Source organism: Paenibacillus sp. OK060, from assembly GCF_900101205.1.
Lineage (GTDB): Bacteria > Bacillota > Bacilli > Paenibacillales > Paenibacillaceae > Paenibacillus > Paenibacillus marchantiae.
Window position 1 is genome coordinate 629,194 of the sequence record NZ_FNFR01000003.1, and the last position, 23,595, is coordinate 652,788.

The window sequence follows — 23,595 nt, forward strand, 5'->3', positions numbered from 1 at the left end:
CATTATAGTTACTGGTAAGCCAAATAAATATTGATGAACAGACGAAATTCATTGTGCACGTGCACAATGAATAATGGCAGGACCGAATATCCTGCCACCCATACACTAACGTGCTTCGCTGCTACTTAGAGCAGCACACGGTGTTCCATTATATTTTTCATACTGATATGGGATTTGGATGGACCAAGCTTCACAAGCGAGTCTTGGAACTCTGCAAGCTCTTCAATGGTTGCCGTCTGTACCTTGATCAGATAGTTGTACTCACCGCTAATCCGATATAAATCCGTAACCTCAACAGCCTGTTCACAGAAGTGAACGAATTCCTCACAATGCTCTGTTTTGAGTAAAATAAACGTCGTTGTCCCACGATTTAGTTTGGACAAATCATAGATGGTTGAATATCCCGATATGACTCCGTTTTCCTCCAGTTTGAGAATTCTCTCCTTGACTGAAGGCTGGGACATGTTTACCTCTTTGCTAATCTGTACAATTGGCATGCGAGCATGGTGCTGCAGCAAACGCATAATCTGCTGGTCGATCTCATCTATAACATAACCCATTTGTAGACCCTCCCGAGAATCAGGCTAATTTAATAAGTTTTTTGGGATAAAAGAGCTTACAAATTACAACTCTCACCCCATTATATCCTTTGATATCACATGGTTCCAATGCGCCGTTCCTTTTATACTTTAGAATACAATCTGACGAAGGAGTGATGAGCATGAGTGTAAACGGACTTGCTCACGTAGCCATTCAAGCACGTAATTATGAGGATACCCTCTCATTCTATACGAATGTATTAGGATTTAAAGTTGGTCACTCCTGGAGTCTGCCCGCCTTTCAAATTACTGAGGCGTGCATGCTGATCTCACCGGATCAACGGACCTGCATTGAACTGTTTGACCCCGGAGCCGTAATCGCGGCCGAAGGTGAACCAGCAGAGTCTCCGGAAGCAGTAAAACATGGGGCATTACTGCATTTCGCCTTTTACGTAGACCATGTGGAAGAGATCTACGAGCGAGCGCTTGCTCATGGTGCAAAACCATATATTCAACCCGATTGGATCTCACTTGGTGAGCCCCCACTTCAAGTTCGAAATGCGGTTGTGCATAGTCCAAATGGTGAAGTGATCGAATTCCTCGAAGAGGTTGATTTTGACCGTTCGTCCATACCATCTATCTAACGTTACACAAACCGAACAGCCTGTTGCCCTGAAATCCGTGGCGGCAGGCTATTTTATACTATGTTATTTGAGCAATAGGACAGCGAGCGTATGGGCATAAGACATACTCCTTGCCCTCATTCCCCCTCTTCAATGCTCGGCTTATACTCCGTTAACTTCCCTTCATACACCAACTGTAGTTGTTCACTTTGGCGAAAATCATCCGGGGTCACCAGCGCAGGCAGCTTGTTCCACAGCTTGATGCCTGAACGCTGCAGTATCTCGGCAACAAATTGCGAGCAAAAGTAGGAGTTGCTGAACTCCACAGGCTCCTTCAACGTAATGCCAATCACACCAAGCAGATTGTACATATATTTCTGGCGGCTGCGAATGAAGATGTGCAGCACCCGTTTCATTTTTTCCACTTCACGCTCCGTCACCTGAAGCTCATAAATGACACATGTGGTATTTGGATATTTACTGTATGTACCTGTCTGAATATCTTCCTTCACAAACCCGCCATTCAGCGGATTGCTCGGATGCTTGCGACCAAAGCTGTACAGCTCGGATAATTCCCGGTCAAATGAGATGGAGGCATGATTGTATGGCGCTCTGGTGTAACTTTGAATGACTTTGGTAAACAACGTTCCCGTATTCGTAAGCAGGATATAGATGGAGCGTGGTTCTGTCATAACGAAATTTCCCCTTATCAAGTTGGCACTATTCCTTCATAATAACATAGGTACCCTATATTGGAATCTTACTTCTGGATAAGCAGGTGATTGTACTTGAGCAGTTCACTCTTTACCTTAACACTGATTTTTATTGCTTTATTGGTCATACATATCGTGTACAAAATCATTACGAAGCTTCAGCCGGATAAGGATTATTCGGGCATTGGCAACAAAATCAAAACCTGGTGGGGCATGTTTGTCATCTTCTGTCTCGCCACCCTCTTCAATCCGATTGTCTCCCTGATCTCCCTTATGGTACTCACCTTTTTCGCGCTGAAAGAGTACTTCTCCATGATCCGCAGCACCCGCAAAGCTGATCGCAGGTTGTTTCTATGGGCGTATCTGGCGATTCCGGTACAGTTCTACTGGATCTATATTGGATGGTATGGGATGTTTATCGTGTTTATTCCACTCTATGTCTTCCTGGTGCTGCCCCTGCCCCGTCTAATTAATAAGGGCACGGTTGGTTTCCTGCGCAGTGTCAGCTCGACGCAATGGGGATTAATGCTAATGGTATTTGGACTTAGTCATCTGGCCTACTTCCCGTTCGCAACACCGGAATATGGTTCAAAGCTGGTCCTGTTCCTGGTCGTATTAACCCAGCTGAATGATGTGGTGCATTATCTGGCCTCGCTCTATCTGGGCAAACGCAAAGTGGTGCCCACGGCCAATCCTTTTTTGACATGGGAAGGGTTCGCCTGTGCATTCGTTATAACCACCGCTGCCTCTTATTTCATTCATCCTTACCTGACTCCGTTTGATGCACGTTTCGCGCTTTTCATCGGTGTGTTGATCGCTCTGGCAGGGTTCTTCGGAAGTCTGACGGTTTCTGTTCTGAAGCGGGATTTGTTAATCGGGGATGACAATAAGTTCGATGCGTTGAAAAAAAGCTACCTGAGCCGGGTCGACAGCCTGACGTACACCTCTCCAGTCATGTTCCACGTGGTGCGTTATTTCTTCGACTTCATGTAGGAGCAGGTCCGTTATAGACACGAGAGCTGGACACACTCAGTCTACTAGAACAAAGCGTAAGCTTGCAGATCAATAAAAAGCAGCCTTGACGGCTGCTTTTACTCATTTATGGGAGAAATGAAGGCGCACGTATAATGTGTCTGTTTCATTTTCCATTTTTGAATTAACAGAAAGCACTGCACACGGTTATGATCTGCCTGATTATTTTAATTTAATTTCCTTCTCCGAGGTCACTTCTTTCCCCTCTTCATTGGTAAATACAAAAGTCGCTTTGCCGCGTTCACCCTTCATCTCATCCGAATAAATAAATCCGGAGAATTGCCCGTCACCACTGATATAAAACCCTTCTTTTCCATTCGCGCCATGCTCGATCGCTTCCTTGTAGGAATTCACAATCGTTACCGTGTTGGACGTCCAGCGCATCTCGGATAAAGCATAGCCCTCAGGAATTTGTTTTATCGCAAAATCAAAGCTATTGCCCTCGGACGGCTTATCCGTCTGGTCAATTACGATCATGACCTGTCCTGCCGCATCAGCGGAGGATTCCGATTGGGCCGTAGGCTTGCCTTCATTCACACTTTCGTTCGCCTGATTATTGTTATTCTTCGCCTCCATATTGGGAACGGAACTATTCCCCGCTTCCTCTATGGGCTGCTTCGATTGTGGATAGGCGTGTTCCTGTACGGATTCGTTGTTGTTTTTTGCCCCACATGCGCTGGTCAACAGCAGAATACATAGAACAGACACCCAGAGAATAGATTTATTTTTATTAAGATTCATATTGGTACTCCCTCCATTTATCTAAAGTAACAAACCTTATGCATTCATCCAAAGAGAACTTTCCAATCAGCACCTTCTATAGTAATTACTACACCATATCGTCTCACATTAAGCTCCATATTATGTAAATGAGCACTAAATTCAATTCGTTATTACACTTCGATGAACCCTGAAGTGTTGGCGTGTTACCCTGAAAGGGTCAAAAAAACATGCTATTTGAGGGGGAAAAAGGTTGAATCGCTTTGCTTTTATGATGCTCGTTATACTCGCCACTTCGCTTATGGGTTCATCCTTTGCTGTGGGCAAAATCGGATTGACTTATGTCTCACCCATTCTGCTGGTCGGCATTCGATTTACGCTCGCTGGAGGACTAATGGCGCTCTGGGTGCGAAATAAAAATCTTCCCGTGACCGCGCCTGACTGGCTCCGGTTATTCGTCATCGGTCTGTTCCAGACGACGGGTGTGATGGCCTGCATTTTCCTGAGCATGCGCACTATTCCTTCCGGGCAGACATCCATTCTCACATTTACAAATCCGCTATTGGTAGTTCTTCTCGGGAGTGTATTTCTTGGTCTGAGATATAAGGTATACCAGTGGTTTGGGGTGCTCATCGGTATAACAGGAGTTTTCATCACGCTTGGTTTCCATCTTCAATTCTCCGGAGGAACGTTACTGGGTATGGGGTCTGCCTTGTCCTGGGCGATCGCTACCCTCTTGGTCAAACAATGGGGCTCACACTTCAGCACATGGGTGCTAACGGCATATCAGATGTTATTCGGCGGACTAACGCTGTTATTGCTCAGTTTTACCATGGAATCAACAAAACTCATCCTGAACACCACGTCCATAGGGGTGATTCTATATCTGGCGATCCTCGGTTCCATTGTGCAGTTCGCTACGTGGTATTACCTGTTAAGCAAGGGCGATCCGGGCCAGACAAGTGCGTTTCTGTTTCTTGCTCCATTTTTCGGGGTCTTATCCGGCTGGCTGCTTCTGGGCGAAGTCATTCGGAATTACGTCTATATGGGCGGGCTATGCATATTCCTGGGTATCTTTCTGGTAAACTGGACTGGACGAACAAATAATAAGAATGTATTGATGAAATAAAAATATTCATGCCTGATTTTCGGCGATGCCCTGCGCATCGTTTTTTTATAATATCAATAAGGATAAACTCTACTGATATAAGGACGTGCGCCCAATGATTTCTGCTGAACTGAAAGAACAATACTATGAGGCTCTGGTTGCCAAGGATTCGGAATACGAAGGTTTATTCTATGTAGGCGTCAAGACGACGGGTGTATTCTGCCGGCCTACATGCCCCGCGCGAAAACCAAAATTCGAAAACTGTGAATTCTATGAGACGGCGCAGCAGGCATTGCTTGCTTCGTATCGTCCTTGCCAGCGTTGCCGCCCGTTGTCTCATCCCAATCAGGTATCTGATGTGGTACGCGTATTGGTGGAAGCCGTGGAGAACCATCCGGAGAAACGCTGGAAAGGCCAGGACTTCAAGGCATTATCCATCGACGAATCGACGGCCAGACGTCAGTTCAAGAAGCGATTTGGCATGACCTTTGTGGAGTATGCCCGTGCCCGCCGCATGGGACTGGCCCTGAAAAATATTCGCTCCGGTCGTACGGTCATTGATGCCCAGCTGTCCACCGGCTACGAGTCTGGCAGCGGGTTCCGGGATGCCTTCTCGCGAATCATGGGCGCAGCGCCTACACAAGTAGATGAAGAACATGTATTGAAGGCGTCCTGGATCGACACACGTCTTGGACCCATGATGGCTGTAGCCGATGAGAAAGCATTATATCTGCTCGAATTCGTGGATCGAAGAGGTCTGGAGCGCGAGGTGGAACGATTGCGCAAACGAACGAAGTCAGCCATTGTACCTGGAGTAACAGATCCGATTCGTTCCATTGAACGGGAACTTGCGCAGTATTTTGAGGGCACGCTAACTGTATTCCATACCCCGTTGTTCTGGTTAGGAACACCATTCCAGAAGAGTGTATGGGAGCAATTGATTGCGATCCCGCCGGGGGAGACGAGATCATATCAAGATATCGCGAATGCACTGGGTAAACCCACAGCATGTCGAGCGGTAGCACAGGCCAACGGAGCCAATCAACTGGCCATTGTTATTCCTTGTCACCGTGTGATCAATGCTAGTGGTGAACTGGGTGGATACGGAGGAGGCCTGACTCGCAAAAACTGGCTTTTAACTCACGAGAAGCAGGGTAGCTGAGTACTCAATAGATAAGAAAAGAACGGCAAGTGATATGAAGGATACAGCTATGTAACGGAGGAGATAAGTCTTATGAGTACCCTACAAAAAAAAGCGTTGATGTTCCACCAATCCCATACCAAAGGTAATCCATTGGTTCTGGTCAATGTCTGGGATGCCGGGAGTGCACTCGCCATCCAATCTGCTGGAGCAGCAGCAATCGCTACTGGAAGCTGGTCTGTAGCTGCTGCCCACGGTGAACAAGATGGAGAAGCGATGCCATTCCAGCTGGTACTGGACAATCTGGCCCGGATTACAGCGAGCGTGGATTTGCCTGTTACGATCGATATTGAGGGAGGGTATGGCAGTTTGGCGTCAGAAGTGAAGGGAAATGTGAGCCAAGTGATCCATCACGGTGCGGTAGGAATTAATATTGAGGATCAGCTCCCCTCTGGCGCGGGACTGTACGCTGTGGAGGAGCAATGTCTGAGACTGTCGGCTGCCCAGGAAGCTGCGGAGCAGGCAGGCATTCCGCTGTTCATTAACGCCCGCACAGATATCTTTTTGCAAAATGCACCTGAACGACACAATCACGCTCTCCTGGAAGAAGCACTTATTCGCTCCAAGGCATATGCAGAAGCAGGCGCCAGTGGTCTGTTCGTTCCGGGCTTACAGAATCAACAACTGATTCAGGAATTGTGTGAACGTTCGTCGCTTCCGGTCAACGTGATGGTTACATCCCATGAACCCTCACCGAAACAACTTGCCGGGCTGGGTGTGGCACGCGTAAGTTATGGGCCTTATCCTTATCTACAAGCGATGGAACACCTGAAAGAACTGGGGCAAAGTATTCTATCTGGAAATTAACAGAAAGGCGCGCTTCTCATTTTCCACCAGAAGGAAGCGCACTTTTCCACGATATTCATTTAATGCTACTATTACAAGCCATCATCTATGATGTGAATCCTCAAACAGGTGCTATACTGCGCCTGTTTTTTGATGCTTATCTTTTCACCTATGTATGTTATAATCACCACTACCCAACACTAACAGGAGGAAAATATGCTTAACGTTGAACAAAAGCTTGAAGTGCTACAATCGTATCCCCAACTGCAACGCAAAGATGTTTCTCTCGGCCGTGTTAATTTCCACTACGAAGAAAGTGCGTACGAGAAAAAGATTGTTGCTCTCCATATTCATCCTAATGGTAACGGTTATATCTATGCAGGGCTGCTGCCCAACTATGAGACCGATAATAAAGGATTCGTCAATATTCGAGATTACTCCGAAGCAGATCTACGCACATTGTTAGATGAAACGATTAAAGCAATGTCAACCAATCCCAACGCAGTAGAATTAGAAGAGCCAGAGCCAGAACAAGCAAAAGCTGCTCCTACATTGGCTACAACCTCTACTGCTGGCGGAACATGGATCGATGAAGATGGACATACACTTACTTTAAAATATGAAGATGACATGTGGTATGTGTATTCCGGTGTTAATCTGGATATGGCTTTCGAAACGCGTAGCGAAGCAGGCGAGTATCTCAAAGAAGAAGGATTCAAACCACAAGCTCAAGCTTAACTCATACAAAAAAACACGAGGCGTGTATGTACGCACTCGTGTTTTTCTGATCTTATCAGTCTTTTCTGCCTTTCATTGTAAGCGGCGCATTCTTCATCATGGGGTACGTGCTCAGAAGCAAAGCACCTCCAATGACCCCCAGAGCGGTGAACAATGTCATGCGATTGACTCCCGCAATCCACAACATAAACTCACTAAGATCGGTCAAAGTAAATACCAGCGTGACGATTAAGCTAAATCCAAAGAACAGACTGAAAAAATTGCGCATCCCCAATCTGATCCAACAGACGGTTGAAAAGATGGACAGTCCCAGCACGAGAAAACCAATCATCAGATCGATCCACAAATAGGAGAAAAAATGATATTCGCTTGAGTACAGCATGCCTGGTTGATAAAAGGTTACGCGAAGTGTCCCATATTCAAGGAGAAGATGCGTAATAAAATAGATTATATTCAGGATGGTAATTGTGCCTATGACCATCCAAACCGAAATGATATAGAAGGATTTCATGAACTGAATGCGTGTACTCCCTATACCTATCGCAACCGGAAACAAGGTAACGATTCCCGCAATCGCAAAAGCACAGATCCCTCCATACATTGGACCACAAAGTTGTGTAGTATAAGCAATATCGAAGATGAATCCAATGGCCAGATAGACTACAGTAAGCATAAGGGTGATGAAGGAGAAGATCATCAAATACCAGCGCATATCATCCAGAATCAGCCGATTCGTACCTTTCACCGAGTTCATCGCTTAATCCCCTCCTGATTACGCGTCCTGTTAACCAAATAATCCTGTAATGTCGCCTTCTCAATGGAAAGCCCCTGCGTATGAGCGATGTCTTTCCACGTTTTCGAGTATGGCTCATCAATCATCACTTTCAAGGTCGATCCCATCTGGGAAGATTCTATGACCTTCACGTCTGCGGTGACTCGATTGATATCTTCTATTCTCCCTGTTAGAAGAACTCCTTTTTCGCGCATCTCTTCCATCGACTGATTAAACAACACTTCCCCTGCTTGCAGAACGATAAGGGACTCACATAAAGGCTGAATTTCCTCAATATGATGGCTTGATATTAGAATTAGACGCGGGTTATCTTCATAAGTCTCCAGTAAAGCATTGTAGAAATATTTACGTTTCTCAGCATCAAGTCCATTGGTGGGCTCATCAAGAATCGTTACCCTTGCGTTACTGGCAAGACCCAATATCATCTGAGCGGCGGTCTTCATGCCTTTTGAGAATTTGACGATCTTCTTCTTCTCTGGTAATTCGAAGATGTCGATTAGTTGCTCGGCAAGAGCCTGATTCCACTGAGGATGGAAGTATTGACCGAATCGAACCATGTCCTTGATCGTCCAATTTCTACCCAGGGGATGGTTCTCCTGGATATAACACAGGTTCTCCTGCGCAGCCAAGTTATTGTATGGATCCTGGCCCATCACTTGAATGGTTCCAGCATCAGGTCGGTTATGGCCTGCGAGTAGACTCATCAGGGTTGTTTTGCCGGCACCGTTTCTTCCCCACATTGCACTGATGATCGGCTCATTTTCATGCAAAGTAACGTTGTTCAGAACCGGCGTTTTTGTTTTCTGATAGCTGTAGTTCATCTGCTCGATATGAATCATAACTCACTCTCCTTATCCTTCTTGCCGCGAATCAAATCAATAATCATATCCTCATTCATGTGAATCCGTCTGGCTTCTTCAAGTAAAGGTTTAATATATTCCTCGTAGAAATGCTGTTTTCGCTCAACAAGCAACGCTTCCCTGGCTCCCTTCGCAACAAACATTCCAACACCCCGCTGTTTGTAAATGATACCTTTGTCCACGAGCGTTTGAAGCCCTTTGCGTGCCGTGGCTGGATTAATATTGTAAAAGCGAGAGAGCTCATTGGTAGACGGAACCTGTTCCTCTACCTTCAATCTGCCGTCTACAATGTCATCCATAATCATCATGGATATCTGATGAAAAATGGGCTGAGATTCATCCAAATTCGATTTCATGCGATTCCAACTTTCATTCATCGTTAATTAGTTAGTCGGTTAGTTGCTCATGTGACTAACTATAGTATACGGAAACCAATATGTAAATAGGCGAACCACTAATTAATCAAATTTTTCATTTTGGCTCGATTGTATTGATTAATAAGACCGTCCAGAACTACAGATTGCTGGATGACTTCAGGATGAAGCAGACTACCGTATTCCGACTGTAAGCGGTGAAGCTGTTGTCTGGCTTCTTCGATCTGTGACATTAACTCCAAGCAATCCATAGTACCCCTCCTTTTTGTCATATTTTAGTTTATTATGCCAATCGATAGGCCGCAAGGGGTACGACATACTTATTCTTCCACCAGACGCAAAAAAAGACGCCTCTGAATGAATATTCAGAAGCGTCCCTTACCAATTTTTTAAGTTCCGAATCCGTGGTCAGCAGTTCTCATAATGCCGGGGTCTGGAACTTCCTTGACTGAGACAGGTTCCGTAGCAGGAGCTACAATGTAAATAATAATACTACATGTAGCTATCAGCAAAGCCAACTTTCTCTTCATTGAGTTTCTGCACCTCACTAATGATCAATTTGTATTGCTGTTTCGCCGTCTCAGTTGCAAACTCCCTATATTGCTCAAACAGTCCGACACCTCTAAGCATACCTCGTCCACTGCTAATTTCAATAGAGAATCGCAAACTATCCAGAACAAATTGTATTCCTGTGAAATACTCGTCTTTCTTTAAATAATACGCAGCGAGATCTGCTAAAAGACGTAGATATCGATCATCTGTAACCTGTCTGCTAACCTTTCCAATTCGGTTGCTCTGTTCCTGGTACGTAAAGTATGATTCATACTGTTCGAGCACATCATCAATATTTTTATCATAGCGATTGGCAGCAGTCACAATATCACAAAGCGCCGGGAAAATTTCATTTTCTTTTGTTGAGATGTAATTCAAATATTCAGGCAATACATCAAACTGTCCGCTCATTAATTGATATATATAACGGTTTCCCTCAGCCCATTCCTGAAACTGATTCATAACTACCATCTCGTCTTGATTAGGGTTCTTCACCCAACTGTTATCCGTGTATAAAGAAACATATTTAAGCGCGCCTTGATAGTCTTTAAGTTGATAGCACGCACTACCTGAAGCCAAATAAGAATACAGAATGTAAAATACAATCGGTCTTTTGGTTTCTTCCTGTTTCCTTCTCCCATTAAGCTCATAATGGATGGTTGCTTTCACCCTAAGCTTCTCGGACAGCTCCTGAACTTTATTCCATCTGTGCAAAGCACCAAAGGCATTAATCAGTTCGTTGAGCGCATCCAGCTGATAGCGTTCATCCAGTCGATCCACATAGTATTCGAATTGGGCCGCAATGATTAGATTTCGTTGCTGATCATTGCTCAGCCCCAATCTGAATAGTCGATACTGACATAGTGCAAGCCGTTCGGAGTGTTGCATTTTCTCACTCTCGGCTATCGTTTCATATAGTAGAACGGCCGGTTTGAATTTACCAGCATGGTAGAATTCTTCAGCCAGATCAAATAACAAAGGGATATAAGATAGATTATCCATCATCAACCGGATAACATCTTCAATACAATTCAATTTATCCAATTCTGCACATCGATGAAGGAATGGTCCCAGTCTTCGCCAGTCAGGGGCAGCATGGACAAAACACTCATCTATATACAATTCATAGAAGTAACCTTCTTCAAGTCTCATAGCTGAGGTGATTCGATCCAGCTGCTGCATCGCAATCGGACGATTCTTATTCAAAATGTTGCTCAGCGTACCCGAGTTAATTCCTGACGTTTCCGAAAAAAGACTAATGGACATCTGCTCACGCTTCAGATAACTCTCTAAATGATCGCGTATCGTGGTTGTCGGCTCCAAACTAACACCACCCTCCAAAATAAAAAACCATAAACAGGATTAACGGTATGCAAAAGTAATTATATGTAATAATTAAGCAAGGGTCAATAAGATAAATTCAACTAATTTGTATTAATTACAAAATAATCCTTTTGTTAAAATAGAGGCCCTACCCTTATTTTATACCGGGAACGAATAAGCATCAAATAAAGGATAAAATAAAAACACGAGCGCTATATACGCTCGTGTTTTACATGCAATACAGCAGATCATTCTGCTATGTATTGATTGGGGTTTAAGGCAGCACGTTGCCAGCTGCACGATAGATTTCGTACCACTCTTGGCGTGTAAGGTGAACATCGCCAGCTTTGATGCAATCCTGCAAACGCTGGATGTTCATTGTACCTGTCACGGGCTGCATTTGCGCCGGGTGACGCAGCAACCAAGCAATTGCGATGGTCGTGTTGCTCACTTCATATTTTGCAGCAATCTCATCGATCTTCGCATTCAGTTCCGGGAACTTATCGCTGCCCAGGAATACGCCTTCGAAGAATCCGTATTGGAACGGGGACCATGGTTGAATCGTGATATCATGCAGGCGGCAATAATCAAGAATACTGCCATCACGGTTAACCGCCGCATCGTTCTCCATATTTACGTTGATTCCACTGTCAATCATCGTGGTATTCGTAATACTCAACTGCAGCTGGTTGGCTACCAGTGGCTGTTTAACGTATTTTTTCAACAGTTCGATCTGGTTCGGATTCTGGTTGGATACCCCGAAGTGACGCACTTTACCTTCGCGTTCCAGCTGGTCAAAGGCTTCAGCCACTTCTTCCGGTTCAACCAAGGTGTCCGGGCGATGCAGCAACAAAACATCCAGGTAATCGGTTTTCAAGCGCTGCAGAATGCCATCCACCGAATTCAAGATGTGCTCTTTGGAGAAATCAAACATGCCTTTGCGGATACCGCATTTGGATTGAAGGATCATATTTTCACGAACCTGGGGATTCATCTGCACAGCCTCTGCAAAGATCTCCTCACACGCCCCGTTTCCATAAATATCAGCATGATCGAAGAAGTTCGCGCCTGCTTCCATGGCGGAATGAACAAAATGTTCAGCTTCTTTGCTGCTTAATGAATTAATTCGCATGCAGCCAACGGCTACAACCGGTATTTCGAGTGCGCTGCTGCCAAGTTTAATTGTTCTCAAGATGATTTCCCTCCATATTCGAATAGTATCGTACATTCATTCTCATGATCTTTGCCAACTAGTATATACTTGTCTTCCGTCTATGATTGTGACACAGAACTGCAATCGGTTTCAATGGAATTTTAGAATTCTTATATGGAATAATGGAGGTTTTTTTCTGCATCGATCACTCACCTATACTTCTTCCGGGACTATCACTTCAATATGCCGGGGCAGTACACTGATTTGAATGGGCAGAGAAGGCCCTTCTTCCCCATCCACATTTGTACGAATGGCTTCTGTAGAATGGACGTGAACTTCTTTTGCCGTAAAATAATCAACATCCTTATGGTTCTTCAGGTTGCCAAACAACAGGGACGTTCCGAGTGTTACCGTATTAAAGACATTCATGCTACGGATCACAAAACAATGAATTAGCCCATCATCCACCGCTGCTTCTGGGGACAATTTCTCAAAACCTCCAACCGAATTGGTCAGTGCCGCGAGGAAAAGTGGAGACTCCCCTTCCCAAAACTGCCCGTCATACTCAATAGTTAGTGGCTTGGCCGGTGTATTCATCAGATCTTTCAATCCTTCTTTCAAATAAGCGAATGAACCCAGCTTCGACTTCTCTTCCGAAGATACAGAGAACAACGCCTCTGCCAATGAACCAGCTGCCACCACGTTGGCAAACAGACGATCATTGATTTTACCAAGATCCACCCTATGGATCTGCTCCGAACGTAACTGCCGAATGGCTTCCTCCGGATCAAGCGAGATATTCAGCGCACGCGCAAAATCATTCACCGTACCCAGCGGCACCACACCCAGTCTGGGACGATGCTCCTGATCCATCATGCCGTTAATCGTCTCATGCAGCGTCCCATCTCCTCCGATGGAAATGACGAGATCACAGCCATCTTTGCAGGCACTCAGACAGTAGTTGGTCGCATCTCCCTCACCAGCCGTCTCATTGACTACCACTTCATACTGCTGTGATTCAAGAATTTCTTGTACCTGGGACACATATTGCTGAGCCTCTTCTTTACCCGACGATGGATTACTAATGATCATGGCTTGGCGCATACCTGCATCTTCTCCTCCAAATGGCTTTCTTACTTCATCTATACCCTTTCTGTTATGGAGTTGAATAGCATCTGGGGGAGTTGTACAATTTTTTTTGAAAAAGATGGCTGGAGGAGTGCAGTATGGGGTTTGTATCATATAGAATAGAAGTAGATGTTCTACCTGTCATGAATTTCTTGTTCCTTTTGCCCTATGATGGGTTAATAACTATAGATGTGTTTTTATTCGTGCCTGCATAAGTTAAACTGATCTATTTACACTTACCACTCCGATGGCAGAACAACCTTCCGATCACTGTTATCCCCGGATTTCTTTGATTCCCTTTTTCTAAAGGGAGAAATCCCGTGATAAAGGTGACCGCTTCGCTTCTTCAGGTTTTTTCTGCCCTCTCCGTTATCGTGTAAATATTGTACTTACCTTATATATCATCAAAAAAAATCAATCTGTTCGGAGTATTTTAAAATCGGAATCGGAGGGAATTCATGCAATGAGAAGAATGACTCTACTATTTCTAATCTTCATCCTGAGTCTTGGGGCGGCTGGGCAAGCGATGGCCTATACTACGGCAGACTTGGACGAAGGAATTATCAAAGATCCTGCACTGGAGAACGGACTGAAGCTGATCCTGAACAAACCGGTAGATGCCCCTCTAACCTCCTCCGATCTGGAGCAGCTGAACGTGGTGGATCTAAGCAATGCAGGCATTCAAAGCCTGTCCGGTCTGGAATACGCCACGAATCTGACTCACCTCCGGTTATATGGCAATGAGATTGAAGACCTAACACCGCTGGCGCATCTGACTCAGCTTCGCGAGGTTGACGTTCGCAATAATTACATTACATCGATTGATGCACTGGCTGATTTGAAAGACCTGGGACGGCTGTATATCAGCAACAATTCCATTTCTTCCATAGAAGTTGTACGTGGATTCACCCGATTACATACGTTTCACGCCAGCGGTAACCAGATTACTAGTCTCTCCGCACTGGCGGATGCAGATGATCTTCAATGGCTTGAAATCTCGAATAATGCGATAACGGACCTGACACCACTGGCAGATAAAAGAAAACTGAAACAGCTCAATGTGGCCAACAACCACATTCATACACTGGATGTACTAGCTGATCTGCCGAATACACTTCAGAAGCTGAATGTGGCAGGCAACGAGATCTCCGATCTGATGCCCTTGAAGCATATGACACGCCTGCAGGCGCTAGACTTCTCCGGGAATCAGGTTCAGCATCTGGCACCCTTGGAAGGCCTGGTAGGGTTGAAAGAACTGAATGCAGAGTCCAATCAGATCTATGATCTGGAGCCGTTACGCCAGCTGTCCAAGCTGGAAGTACTGAAACTGTCCAATAACCGGGTGTGGAATCTGTCACCGATTGCCGGTTTTACTTTTACAAGAAACAGCTCTGCAAATACAAATACGATAACGGATATCTCGGCTTCCACTTCCTTATCCTCCGGTACGCAGACCTCGGTCTCTGAACCGGAACCTGCCGGACTTACGGTGCAAAATAATTATCTGGATGTTGCGAACGGTAGTGACACGATGCGGCTTCTAAACCAGATGAATGTGCGGGAGCAGAAGCGTACTCCACAGGGTAATTTCCAGCGGCTTATTGAAGGCTCTACCACAGCCTATGTCGGGGATCGTGCTTACGCACTGGAGGCTGCACCTTTTATCGATGAGGGACGGACCTATGTACCGCTCCGTTTTGTCTCCGAGCAGTTGAATGCCAGCGTGAACTGGAATCCGGATACACAGGAGGTTCAGATTGCGCAGAATGATACAACGATTCATTGGACGGTGGGCAACAAGCAGGTGGTTGTGGACGATACGCTTGCTATAAATGATGCACCCCTGTTGATGAAGGATGGAAAGGCGTTTGTCCCGGTACGTTTTATTTCGGAGCAATTCAATACGACGGTTGCGTATATCGGAAGCAGCAAAACGATTCTGATCTTCGAAAACAAAGCGCAGGACGAGAGCGTACAACCTTAATTAAGCAAAGCATGATCAAGCACCGCGCACTTATCTCAACTTATCTTAATGCACAATTCAATTCATATGCCCTCCATGTAGATTGTTACATGCACAGCGAAGTCCCCGTCTGAACATCAGCGGGGATTTTTGATGAGCATTAAACTAGATATGATCACGCGGAATGCGATTATTTAATCGAAAAAACGGATGCTGCCCATGGTCTGTCTGTCTGTATTCACTGGGACTCATGCCAGTCCATCTTCTGAACTGACGACTGAAGTGCGCAAGACTGGAATATCCGAGCATGATAGCAACCCGAGTGAGGTTAAGATCAGGCTGGTGTATCAGCTGCTTGGCCTCGTGGAGCTTCAGTTCGGACAAATATCTGCGCGGGGAGATGCCGTATACTTTCTGAAATGTCTCCAGAGCATATCCAGGGCTGATTTGAAGCGAGGCCGCAATCTCTTCAATCCGAATCTCCTTATCCCCCAGACCTTCCCGCTGGATATTCCCGGCATTGAAGCGGCTTTTGATTGCCTCAGCAATCAGTGTTGCATAGTGCGCCACAGTAGGCGATACGGCTTCTTGGGAACGGGAGGAGCTTTGCTCTGCCAATATCGCCAAAATCTCCAGCAAACCAGCCTGCATGCGGAACAGATCTGATGTTGTATATTCTTCTTTGTGCTGAAGCAGATCCACCCATTTCATCATGACTTCCGTTAATCGCTGATTATCCTCGCCGCCACATGGGAACAACATCTGCACATGTCTACTCATCTCCTGGCGAAACAGAACCTCATCTACATTGAAATGGGCAATAAAGTAGGTAAGCCCCTGCTCCTGATTACATTCATTGGTATGTTTGCATCCAGGCGGGATAAGCAATATATCTCCTGCGTGGAGATCATAACGAATATTCTCCAGTATCGTCGTCTGCGACCCTTCCAGAATCAATATCAATTCAAAGGCCAAATGCGATTCTAGCGGCACTTGCCAGCCCTGTTTCACCTTTTGCATGTGAGCACCAAACAGCTTGACGTTCCAGTCTGTTGCAGGCAGCCATCGGCTCTCCGGAGATAGATAAGAACGGTATGGTTCAGGAATGATCATGCATTTCACCACCTTGGATTAGGGCAAATTTTACGCGGTTCAGCGTATCTTCTTTTGCAATGGGACTTGATATACTGACTGTACATCATACCTAAGATTCAAGCGAGGAGGAAATTCCAATGTCCCTGACATTACATGGTTATTCCACTACACCAGATCATGCATGGAAAGAGATCTCTTATACATCCACAAATGAGAACGCTAACTTAAAGCTCACAGGTGAACAGCATCAGCTTGTAGAAGGATTTGGCGGTTGTTTTAATGAGCTTGGTTATATTGCCCTGTCCCACTTGAATGAGGAGCAGCGTCATGACGTATTTCATTCCCTCTTCCACCCGGAAGGTGAACATAAATTCAACATCTGTCGCCTGCCCATTGGCGCGAGTGATTATGCAGAGCAATGGTACAGTCACAATGAGGTGGACGGCGATGTGACCATGGAACATTTTTCGATCGAACGTGATTTCAAATATCTGATTCCATACATCAAAGAGGCCCTGAGCTATAATCCGAATCTGCAATTCTTCGCCTCGCCGTGGAGCCCGCCCACCTGGATGAAATCACCGAAAGCCTATAACTATGGAACGCTGCGCTGGGAGAAGGATATCCTGGAAGCTTATGCGCTGTATTTCGTCAAATTCGTACAGGCGTACAAGGACGCTGGCATTACCATCCATCAGGTCCATGTACAAAACGAAGTCATCGCGGATCAGAAATTCCCTTCCTGCATGTGGACAGGAGAGCAGCTGCGTGAGTTTATCGCCGATTACCTGGGTCCTGCCTTTGATCAGCACGGTCTGGATACGGAAATCTGGCTGGGAACGATCAACGCACCTGATCCATGGGAAGAATTGATCAAGAAGAAAACCAATGATTTTGATGAATATGCCGGGCTGGTGCTTAGTGATCCCAAAGCCTACGCCTATATAAAGGGAGTTGGTTATCAGTGGGCAGGCAAAAATGCCATCCAACGTACAGCCGCGAGCTACCCGGAGCTTCGTTACATGCAGACCGAGAATGAGTGCGGTGACGGCAACAACTCGTGGAACTACGCCAAGTATGTATTTAATCTGTACCAGCACTATTTCAGTAATGGAGTGAATGCGTATATTTACTGGAACATGGTTCTGGAGCCAAAAGGCCGCAGCACATGGGGGTGGGAGCAAAACTCCATGATTACGGTAGACCCGGATTCCAAAGGAATCATTCGGAATCCCGAGTATTATGTGATGAAGCATTTTGCTCATGATGTCGTGCCTGGTGCACGAAGAGTAGGACTGTCTGGAGCCTGGAGTGGCAAAGCCGTGGCCTTCCGCAACCCGGACAATAGTCTCGTCATTGTCATCAACAATCCGTTCAAGGACAGCCGTGACCTGCAACTGGCATATGAAGGGCAGACACTCCGGTTCGAGCTGGAGGCTGATTCCTTCAACAGTATTATTATTTCCCAATCCTAATACCCATTCAAACCACGAAATAGCGTCATGTCCCCCTACTTGATGTGGGGGATATGACGTTATATTCTTGTGCAAAGTTATGGAAAGAAATGATTCTGTAAATGATTTTGCCTACCTCGCTTAAGGATTGTTCGCAAGATAATTTCTCAGCCATTGCAGTGCTGGACGCTCTGTACCATTGGTATTCACTAAATGAGAACCGCTCACCCAAGTCTGACCTTGATTAAAGCCCCACAACGTCACACCTTTAACGGCCGAATGCTGCCAGAGGACAGGGAATTTCTGCTGGTAGCGCTGCAGCTGTGTGTTATCATCGCCGGTTATATCCAGTTCGGATACATAGATCGGCAATCCGGTTGCGGCCAGTTTGTTCAATACGGTATTCATTGTGCTGACAGAAACGTTATCCATATTAAAGTAATGACACTGGATGCCGATGCCATCAATCAGGCCTCTGCTCTTCAAGATATTGATGATCTGAACGTATTGATCAGCTGCATTCGGATCGCCAATAATCCCATATTCGTTCAGCAGGAGTTTGGCGTTCGGGAAAGCTTGTCTTGCTTGCTCAAAAGACCAAATAACCCAGTCCCACCCTGTCGCTCCATCCCCGCCTATGGCGTTACGATAGGAAGGTTTGGCATGTAATGGTTCGTTAACTACATCGACAAACGCGGATTTGGAATATCTCTGACCTGCTGCCTTGATCCACTGGATTACTTCAGCTTTCTGATCTGCAGCGGAAAGTCCACTAATCCAACCTGGCTCCTGACTTCCCCAGACAAGCGTGTGAAACTTGAACGGAAATCCATTGTTGTTGGCATAATTGTAGGCAATATCTGCCTGAGACCAGTTCATATTGTTACGCGTGGCTTCGACTGCTCCCCATTTTGTTGAATTCTCCGGCGTTACCTGATTCCAATAGGGACTGAAATTGGAGGGAACACTGCTTGCAATGATATTGCCCAAAAACTTGCTACCTTTGGCCAAACCTGCACTCACACTGCCAACCGCGACTGAGGTAGCGAGCACACCAACCAATGCCAGTGAACCTACAGTCTTAAACCATCTGGACTTGAACATGATCTTCCTCCTTTGAATTTTAGTATTTGACTCATTGGTAAGCGCTTACAAATTTCATTTTACTGGATATATTTGTAATTATCCATGTAGAAAGTATAGCTTGTCCCTCAAAAAGTATAGATGTTGGGCACTAACATGATGACTTAACTAAATGACTTACACTTTATTATATTTACAAATCTATAAATATAGATATAATGTAATTCTGAGAACTTATTATATCGGCCATATATTTTTATATAGGTGAGGAGGCATTTTTTTAGTTTAATATATCTATTTTTCTATATATATATAAATATATTTGGAGGTCTAGACTTTAACATGAAATCGAAATCACAACAGGTTAATCCGTTACTCATCCTCATTCTGGCGCTCGGTGTATTCGCCATCATTACTACAGAAGTCGGCATTATCGGAGTACTGCCCCTGATCACGCAGAAATTCAACATCACCGCTGCACAGGCCGGATGGCTGGTAAGTATTTTCGCTCTCGTCGTTGCTGTGTCTGGCCCTTTCCTGACTTTGCTCGTATCTGGTATCAATCGTAAAACCATTTTGTTAACTGCCGTGCTATTGTTCGCCATTTCCAACGTAGTATATGCCTACACAACCCGATTCGACATGATGCTAATCTTTCGGATTATCCCGGCCATTTTCCATCCAGTCTTCTTCTCCGTTGCTCTCGTCACGGGTGCCAAGCTGGTCCCACCGGAAAAAAGCAGTCAGGCCGTTGCCAAAGTCTTTACCGGAATCACTGCCGGCTTTGCATTTGGCGTGCCCCTAACTTCCTATCTTGCGGAACGATTCTCGTTGGAGGCTGCGTTTTGGTTCGGAGCGGTTGTCAGTATCATTGCTTTCATCGGTATATGGATATGGTTGCCCTCGATGCCTGTGCAAGAGAAGATGTCTTATGGCAAACAGATCGGCATTTTGCGGAAACCTGCGCTGTGGCTAAATATTGCTACTGTCAATTTTATTTTTGCAGCGATGTTCTCCGTATACAGTTATTTCGCCGAATACCTTGGGCAAGTCACCCGTATGGGCGGTTCATGTATTAGTGTGATGCTCTTGGCCTTTGGTGTTATTATGATCGCCGGCAATTTGGTATTCGGACAGCTTCTGCATCGGAATATTCCGAGGACCGTTCTCCTCTTCCCGGTGCTATACATGGCGGCTTATTTACTCGTTTTCTATGCAGGTACCTACTTCATTCCGATGATTATCATGGTGTTCGTCTGGGGTGCGATTCACTCTGGCGGTCTGATTGTCAGCCAAACTTGGCTTACGACGGAATCTCAGGAAGCGCCGGAATTCGGAAACAGCCTCTTTGTCTCTTTCTCTAATCTGGGGATTACTCTCGGTACCTCCATTGGCGGCTGGTTCATTGCCCAACTCGGCATCCATCAGGTCATCTGGAGCGGAATCATCTTTGGTTTGCTTGCTTTGGTATCCATCGTTGTCAAAATAAAATTTTTCACCTCTCGTAGCGGTAATTCAATTGAGACGGTATAAGAGTTAAGTGATCCGATCAGGAATGGAGCATTTTACGTTCAAGTATTAACTTCATCTGGGCATCCAGTTGGTAAGGCATAGATATGGGATCAGTAACTGCGAATTCCGTATACTCCGTCATATACACCTGGTTTTGCCTCACTGCAGGCATTTCCTGCCACCAGATGCTGCTGGACATATGTTGATACCGCTCCGAATCCAGTACCGTCAGGAACAAGTGGTCTCCTACATAGGATGCAACTTGCTCCTCTGAGATCATGAGATAAGCCTGACGGTCTATTAATTCCTTCTGTATACGTTCAGGTGCCTGGAGTCCAAGGCCATCATACAGATTGTAGGCTCCTCTGCACCAGTAATTCCCGAACACATAGATTGAGTCATCGCGTATTTCCATCACAGAGAATGTATCCGTACTCTGAATCATACCTTTCAACCGCGATCTCAGGCGCTGTGCCTTGCGCTCATATTGCTTCATTACCTTCTCCGCTTCAAACCCCTTACCAAAGACCTCACCAAGTTTCTGTAACAATACGAATGGCTTGTCGTCGTTCTGTGAAAAAATATATGTTGGCGCTATTGGCGACAACGTATCGTACTCCTCCTGATTTCCAACCAGAATCATCTCTGGCTGCAAATAGGAAATTTCCTGCGGGTCCAGCGGTACGCTGTTGACCTTATGGAAACTCGTACTCAACTTGCTTAGGTAATGCTCATTGGCTAGATTTTTGGCAACCGCTGCTGGGCGGATCCCAAGGGCAAGCAGATGACCGAGGCAACTCATCACACAGATGTTAGATGAACTTTTCCGATGGTTAAGAATGAACTGGCCCGGTGAGATTCCTTCCATCTGTTTAAATCGACGATTGAAATAGTATTCATCCCGATATCCCACCATAGCGGCCACCTCCTTCATACGCTCCCCGCGTAATAGCAGTTGTTTGGCATGTTCCATCCGCAGAGTTGTCATATAATCCGACAGATTCGTTCCTGTCAGCTGCCTGAACCAATGGGTAAACCTCCGCTTGCTAATCCTGGCCTGATCTGCCAACTCATCCACGGTAATTTCCTCGTTGTAACGGCCTTTTAGCTGCGTAATGATCTCGGATATGTTCGCTCTTGTATGCTCACTGGAGACTTCTCCTTCGTGCTCAGGGGTATCTTTCAGTACCATGCTCATCAATCTCTGAAACTGGGTGTGAATGCCGACTCGTTGTTTGCGATCCTGCGCCATACGGCGGTTTTCAATGGCCCGGATTCGCTGCACTATGGATCGAAATCCGGCCGTATCCGTTTCGCGGGTCTCTATAAGGGAAGGGGACATTTGGCGCTCAGGATCATGCAATGTAAATGCGATTAACCACACGGATAACAACGCCTCTTCATTCATCCGAATCTCTACAGTGTGTCCCGCATTGATGACCAGGGGCACCCCATATTGCAGTTCATTTATCTTACCATCGCAAATGAGCAGACCTTCCCCCTCCTCGACCACAATCATGAGGTCGGTGGTTAGCGTTTGTCGTGGAATGCCATCTTTATGCGATAGATGTTGTAGAGCCAACCCGTGAAGTTCGTAATAAATGTCGGGAACAACGTACCGGGTTTTGAGATGAGTCAGATCCACAGCTAGCTCTCCTTTTTTCTGATAACCATTATCAATTAGAATCATCATAACCCAACTCTTCCTTGGTTATCAATGACCGAAACTTGCCCACAACCAGCCTATTAATGCAAAAAAAACGTCCTATTATTCCATTGAATGCACCCTTGAACCGCATTACACTTGGTTTATTGATAATGATTATCAGTAAATGTTTAACCATACAGGGGGATATTCATGATACACAAAATGTCGAGATTCACCACGTTGCTCACCTTATGTTTGATTGTATTGGTTGCAACAGCTTGCGGTAAAACAGCCGATACAACAAGTAATACAGCACAGACCACCAGCCAAACTGAGGAAAAAGGAACCCAAATGGCGACCGATGCCTATGGTAACCAGGTGGAGATTCCCATAGCGCCCAAACGTATCGTATACACAGACAACACCGTTGGGGATCTATTAATTTTTGGTATCAAGCCTGTAGGTGTGGTACAGCAAGGTCTGCAATACGCGACGTATAAAGACGAACTGAAAGATGTTGCAGATATCGGCTGGCCGCCAAGTCCGGAGAAGATTGTGGAACTTCAGCCCGATCTGATTATTACATCAACTCCCGACCAAAAGCAGAATGAGACGCTCTCCAAGATCGCTCCGGTTATCCTGACCAATGAATGGGACCCTATGCCTGATCGGATCAAGCGACTGGGCGAGTGGCTCGGCAACAAGCAACTACCTGAAGAATTTCTCGCACGTCATGAAGCTGAGATTGTGAAGATGTGGACCGCACTGCAGCAGGATGGCACCATTCAGAAGGACGAGACGGCATCCGTATTTCAATACATGATTGGCCAGAAAAGATTGAGTGTGTACACGACCAGTTACCTGACCGGTTTTGTCTATAACAAGGATGGATTCAAGCCAACCACAGCGATTCAGAAAATGATTGATAACCCGGATGACTATGGCTATGCCGATATTTCCAGCGAACAGCTGCCCGAAATTGCCGGAGACCGAATTTTCATTGTGTATTACAGTGACGAGGAATTGAAGGAAGTTGAGAACATGACCAAGGGTCCCGTATGGAGCCAACTACCCGCTATCAAAGCCGGTAAAGTATATTTCGTGAATGGTGGGCTAGGTATATCAACAGATCCGCTGGCGAGGGAAGAACTGATCAAACAGCTCCCTGTGATGCTCAAAAAATAAAGGGTTTCTGCC

24 protein-coding genes are annotated in these 23,595 nt (G+C 45.7%); 11 read left to right on the plus strand and 13 right to left on the minus strand.

The window, feature by feature from the left end; genetic code table 11:
* Window positions 1–125: 125 nt before the first annotated feature.
* Window positions 126–560: an Lrp/AsnC family transcriptional regulator gene (locus BLS14_RS14450; RefSeq protein ID WP_063565856.1), complete on the minus strand. Its 435-nt coding sequence runs from the start codon at window positions 558–560 to the stop codon at window positions 126–128.
* 161 nt (window positions 561–721) lie between these two features.
* On the opposite strand from BLS14_RS14450, the gene BLS14_RS14455 reads away from it, so the two are divergent.
* Entirely contained in the window at window positions 722–1,183 is a 462-nt protein-coding gene (locus tag BLS14_RS14455) for a VOC family protein (RefSeq protein WP_090952483.1), read from the plus strand.
* Window positions 1,184–1,299: 116 nt separating this feature from the next.
* On the opposite strand, the gene BLS14_RS14460 is transcribed toward BLS14_RS14455, so the two are convergent.
* A complete protein-coding gene (locus BLS14_RS14460) occupies window positions 1,300–1,854 on the minus strand; it encodes a C40 family peptidase (protein ID WP_090952486.1) in 555 nt (184 codons plus the stop codon).
* 96 nt (window positions 1,855–1,950) lie between these two features.
* Between BLS14_RS14460 and BLS14_RS14465 the strand changes: the two genes are divergently transcribed.
* Window positions 1,951–2,868, plus strand: coding sequence for a phosphatidate cytidylyltransferase (locus tag BLS14_RS14465; protein ID WP_090809290.1), 918 nt, complete (start codon window positions 1,951–1,953; stop codon window positions 2,866–2,868).
* A gap of 201 nt (window positions 2,869–3,069) precedes the next feature.
* Here BLS14_RS14465 and BLS14_RS14470 read toward each other — a convergent pair whose 3' ends face one another.
* Entirely contained in the window at window positions 3,070–3,648 is a 579-nt protein-coding gene (locus BLS14_RS14470) for a hypothetical protein (RefSeq protein ID WP_090952489.1), read from the minus strand.
* A 232-nt stretch (window positions 3,649–3,880) separates the two neighbouring features.
* Between BLS14_RS14470 and BLS14_RS14475 the strand changes: the two genes are divergently transcribed.
* From BLS14_RS14475 to BLS14_RS14490, 5 genes are all read left to right on the plus strand, one after another.
* The gene (locus BLS14_RS14475) at window positions 3,881–4,756 is read left to right on the plus strand and encodes a DMT family transporter (protein WP_090809294.1); all 876 of its coding nucleotides are present in this window, start codon (window positions 3,881–3,883) and stop codon (window positions 4,754–4,756) included.
* 94 nt (window positions 4,757–4,850) lie between these two features.
* Complete coding sequence (locus BLS14_RS14480; protein WP_090952492.1) at window positions 4,851–5,897, plus strand: bifunctional transcriptional activator/DNA repair enzyme AdaA; 1,047 nt, start codon at window positions 4,851–4,853, stop codon at window positions 5,895–5,897.
* 72 nt (window positions 5,898–5,969) lie between these two features.
* Window positions 5,970–6,743, plus strand: coding sequence for an isocitrate lyase/PEP mutase family protein (locus BLS14_RS14485; RefSeq protein ID WP_090952495.1), 774 nt, complete (start codon window positions 5,970–5,972; stop codon window positions 6,741–6,743).
* A gap of 62 nt (window positions 6,744–6,805) precedes the next feature.
* Window positions 6,806–6,946 (plus strand): hypothetical protein, encoded by a 141-nt coding sequence (locus BLS14_RS32600; RefSeq protein ID WP_161490608.1) that lies wholly within the window; start codon window positions 6,806–6,808, stop codon window positions 6,944–6,946.
* A complete protein-coding gene (locus BLS14_RS14490; RefSeq protein WP_063565849.1) occupies window positions 6,939–7,460 on the plus strand; it encodes a hypothetical protein in 522 nt (173 codons plus the stop codon). The genes BLS14_RS32600 and BLS14_RS14490 overlap by 8 nt, the downstream gene beginning before the upstream one ends.
* Before the next feature lie 55 nt (window positions 7,461–7,515).
* Here the strand turns inward: BLS14_RS14490 and BLS14_RS14495 are convergent, their stop codons facing one another.
* From BLS14_RS14495 to BLS14_RS14525, 7 genes are all read right to left on the minus strand, one after another.
* Window positions 7,516–8,214 carry a hypothetical protein gene (locus tag BLS14_RS14495; protein WP_064641594.1) on the minus strand — a complete coding sequence of 233 codons (699 nt, stop codon included), beginning with the start codon at window positions 8,212–8,214 and terminating at the stop codon, window positions 7,516–7,518.
* A complete protein-coding gene (locus tag BLS14_RS14500; protein ID WP_064641593.1) occupies window positions 8,211–9,092 on the minus strand; it encodes an ATP-binding cassette domain-containing protein in 882 nt (293 codons plus the stop codon). Before BLS14_RS14500 ends, BLS14_RS14495 begins: the two co-directional genes overlap by 4 nt.
* Window positions 9,089–9,469 (minus strand): GntR family transcriptional regulator, encoded by a 381-nt coding sequence (locus BLS14_RS14505; RefSeq protein WP_064642001.1) that lies wholly within the window; start codon window positions 9,467–9,469, stop codon window positions 9,089–9,091. The genes BLS14_RS14500 and BLS14_RS14505 overlap by 4 nt, the downstream gene beginning before the upstream one ends.
* Before the next feature lie 98 nt (window positions 9,470–9,567).
* Window positions 9,568–9,738, minus strand: coding sequence for an aspartyl-phosphate phosphatase Spo0E family protein (locus BLS14_RS14510; protein ID WP_072733860.1), 171 nt, complete (start codon window positions 9,736–9,738; stop codon window positions 9,568–9,570).
* 241 nt (window positions 9,739–9,979) lie between these two features.
* Window positions 9,980–11,362, minus strand: a complete 1,383-nt coding sequence (locus BLS14_RS14515) for a transcriptional regulator (RefSeq protein ID WP_072733861.1) — start codon at window positions 11,360–11,362, stop codon at window positions 9,980–9,982.
* 274 nt (window positions 11,363–11,636) lie between these two features.
* Entirely contained in the window at window positions 11,637–12,554 is a 918-nt protein-coding gene (locus tag BLS14_RS14520) for an aldo/keto reductase (RefSeq protein WP_063565845.1), read from the minus strand.
* A 174-nt stretch (window positions 12,555–12,728) separates the two neighbouring features.
* Window positions 12,729–13,619 carry a diacylglycerol/lipid kinase family protein gene (locus BLS14_RS14525; RefSeq protein ID WP_090952498.1) on the minus strand — a complete coding sequence of 297 codons (891 nt, stop codon included), beginning with the start codon at window positions 13,617–13,619 and terminating at the stop codon, window positions 12,729–12,731.
* 487 nt (window positions 13,620–14,106) lie between these two features.
* Here BLS14_RS14525 and BLS14_RS14530 point away from each other — a divergent pair, with 487 nt between their 5' ends.
* A complete protein-coding gene (locus tag BLS14_RS14530) occupies window positions 14,107–15,627 on the plus strand; it encodes a leucine-rich repeat domain-containing protein (RefSeq protein ID WP_090952500.1) in 1,521 nt (506 codons plus the stop codon).
* 144 nt (window positions 15,628–15,771) lie between these two features.
* Here BLS14_RS14530 and BLS14_RS14535 read toward each other — a convergent pair whose 3' ends face one another.
* Window positions 15,772–16,719 carry an AraC family transcriptional regulator gene (locus BLS14_RS14535; RefSeq protein WP_090952503.1) on the minus strand — a complete coding sequence of 316 codons (948 nt, stop codon included), beginning with the start codon at window positions 16,717–16,719 and terminating at the stop codon, window positions 15,772–15,774.
* A 119-nt stretch (window positions 16,720–16,838) separates the two neighbouring features.
* Between BLS14_RS14535 and BLS14_RS14540 the strand changes: the two genes are divergently transcribed.
* Window positions 16,839–18,176: a glycoside hydrolase family 30 protein gene (locus BLS14_RS14540; protein WP_090952507.1), complete on the plus strand. Its 1,338-nt coding sequence runs from the start codon at window positions 16,839–16,841 to the stop codon at window positions 18,174–18,176.
* Window positions 18,177–18,296: 120 nt separating this feature from the next.
* Here BLS14_RS14540 and BLS14_RS14545 read toward each other — a convergent pair whose 3' ends face one another.
* On the minus strand, window positions 18,297–19,259 hold the full coding sequence (locus BLS14_RS14545) for an endo-1,4-beta-xylanase (protein WP_072733866.1): 963 nt from the start codon (window positions 19,257–19,259) through the stop codon (window positions 18,297–18,299).
* A 321-nt stretch (window positions 19,260–19,580) separates the two neighbouring features.
* Here BLS14_RS14545 and BLS14_RS14550 point away from each other — a divergent pair, with 321 nt between their 5' ends.
* Window positions 19,581–20,771, plus strand: a complete 1,191-nt coding sequence (locus BLS14_RS14550; RefSeq protein ID WP_090952509.1) for an MFS transporter — start codon at window positions 19,581–19,583, stop codon at window positions 20,769–20,771.
* A gap of 16 nt (window positions 20,772–20,787) precedes the next feature.
* On the opposite strand, the gene BLS14_RS14555 is transcribed toward BLS14_RS14550, so the two are convergent.
* Window positions 20,788–22,443 carry a helix-turn-helix domain-containing protein gene (locus tag BLS14_RS14555; RefSeq protein WP_072733868.1) on the minus strand — a complete coding sequence of 552 codons (1,656 nt, stop codon included), beginning with the start codon at window positions 22,441–22,443 and terminating at the stop codon, window positions 20,788–20,790.
* A gap of 165 nt (window positions 22,444–22,608) precedes the next feature.
* On the opposite strand from BLS14_RS14555, the gene BLS14_RS14560 reads away from it, so the two are divergent.
* Window positions 22,609–23,583 (plus strand): ABC transporter substrate-binding protein, encoded by a 975-nt coding sequence (locus BLS14_RS14560; RefSeq protein WP_090952511.1) that lies wholly within the window; start codon window positions 22,609–22,611, stop codon window positions 23,581–23,583.
* Window positions 23,584–23,595 lie beyond the last annotated feature (12 nt).

Bases quoted from the DNA above. Each gene is read 5' to 3' on its own strand.
- BLS14_RS14500 (WP_064641593.1), bottom strand. From the start codon at position 9,092: ATGATTCATATCGAGCAGATGAACTACAGCTATCAGAAAACAAAAACG.
- BLS14_RS14550 (WP_090952509.1), top strand. From the start codon at position 19,581: ATGAAATCGAAATCACAACAGGTTAATCCGTTACTCATCCTCATTCTG.
- BLS14_RS14485 (WP_090952495.1), top strand. From the start codon at position 5,970: ATGAGTACCCTACAAAAAAAAGCGTTGATGTTCCACCAATCCCATACC.
- BLS14_RS14545 (WP_072733866.1), bottom strand. From the start codon at position 19,259: ATGTTCAAGTCCAGATGGTTTAAGACTGTAGGTTCACTGGCATTGGTT.
- BLS14_RS14450 (WP_063565856.1), bottom strand. From the start codon at position 560: ATGGGTTATGTTATAGATGAGATCGACCAGCAGATTATGCGTTTGCTG.
- BLS14_RS14540 (WP_090952507.1), top strand. From the start codon at position 16,839: ATGTCCCTGACATTACATGGTTATTCCACTACACCAGATCATGCATGG.
- BLS14_RS32600 (WP_161490608.1), top strand. From the start codon at position 6,806: ATGCTACTATTACAAGCCATCATCTATGATGTGAATCCTCAAACAGGT.
- BLS14_RS14560 (WP_090952511.1), top strand. From the start codon at position 22,609: ATGATACACAAAATGTCGAGATTCACCACGTTGCTCACCTTATGTTTG.
- BLS14_RS14460 (WP_090952486.1), bottom strand. From the start codon at position 1,854: ATGACAGAACCACGCTCCATCTATATCCTGCTTACGAATACGGGAACG.
- BLS14_RS14480 (WP_090952492.1), top strand. From the start codon at position 4,851: ATGATTTCTGCTGAACTGAAAGAACAATACTATGAGGCTCTGGTTGCC.
- BLS14_RS14530 (WP_090952500.1), top strand. From the start codon at position 14,107: ATGAGAAGAATGACTCTACTATTTCTAATCTTCATCCTGAGTCTTGGG.
- BLS14_RS14525 (WP_090952498.1), bottom strand. From the start codon at position 13,619: ATGCGCCAAGCCATGATCATTAGTAATCCATCGTCGGGTAAAGAAGAG.
- BLS14_RS14490 (WP_063565849.1), top strand. From the start codon at position 6,939: ATGCTTAACGTTGAACAAAAGCTTGAAGTGCTACAATCGTATCCCCAA.
- BLS14_RS14505 (WP_064642001.1), bottom strand. From the start codon at position 9,469: ATGAAATCGAATTTGGATGAATCTCAGCCCATTTTTCATCAGATATCC.
- BLS14_RS14535 (WP_090952503.1), bottom strand. From the start codon at position 16,719: ATGATCATTCCTGAACCATACCGTTCTTATCTATCTCCGGAGAGCCGA.
- BLS14_RS14455 (WP_090952483.1), top strand. From the start codon at position 722: ATGAGTGTAAACGGACTTGCTCACGTAGCCATTCAAGCACGTAATTAT.
- BLS14_RS14470 (WP_090952489.1), bottom strand. From the start codon at position 3,648: ATGAATCTTAATAAAAATAAATCTATTCTCTGGGTGTCTGTTCTATGT.
- BLS14_RS14510 (WP_072733860.1), bottom strand. From the start codon at position 9,738: ATGGATTGCTTGGAGTTAATGTCACAGATCGAAGAAGCCAGACAACAG.
- BLS14_RS14555 (WP_072733868.1), bottom strand. From the start codon at position 22,443: ATGATGATTCTAATTGATAATGGTTATCAGAAAAAAGGAGAGCTAGCT.
- BLS14_RS14495 (WP_064641594.1), bottom strand. From the start codon at position 8,214: ATGAACTCGGTGAAAGGTACGAATCGGCTGATTCTGGATGATATGCGC.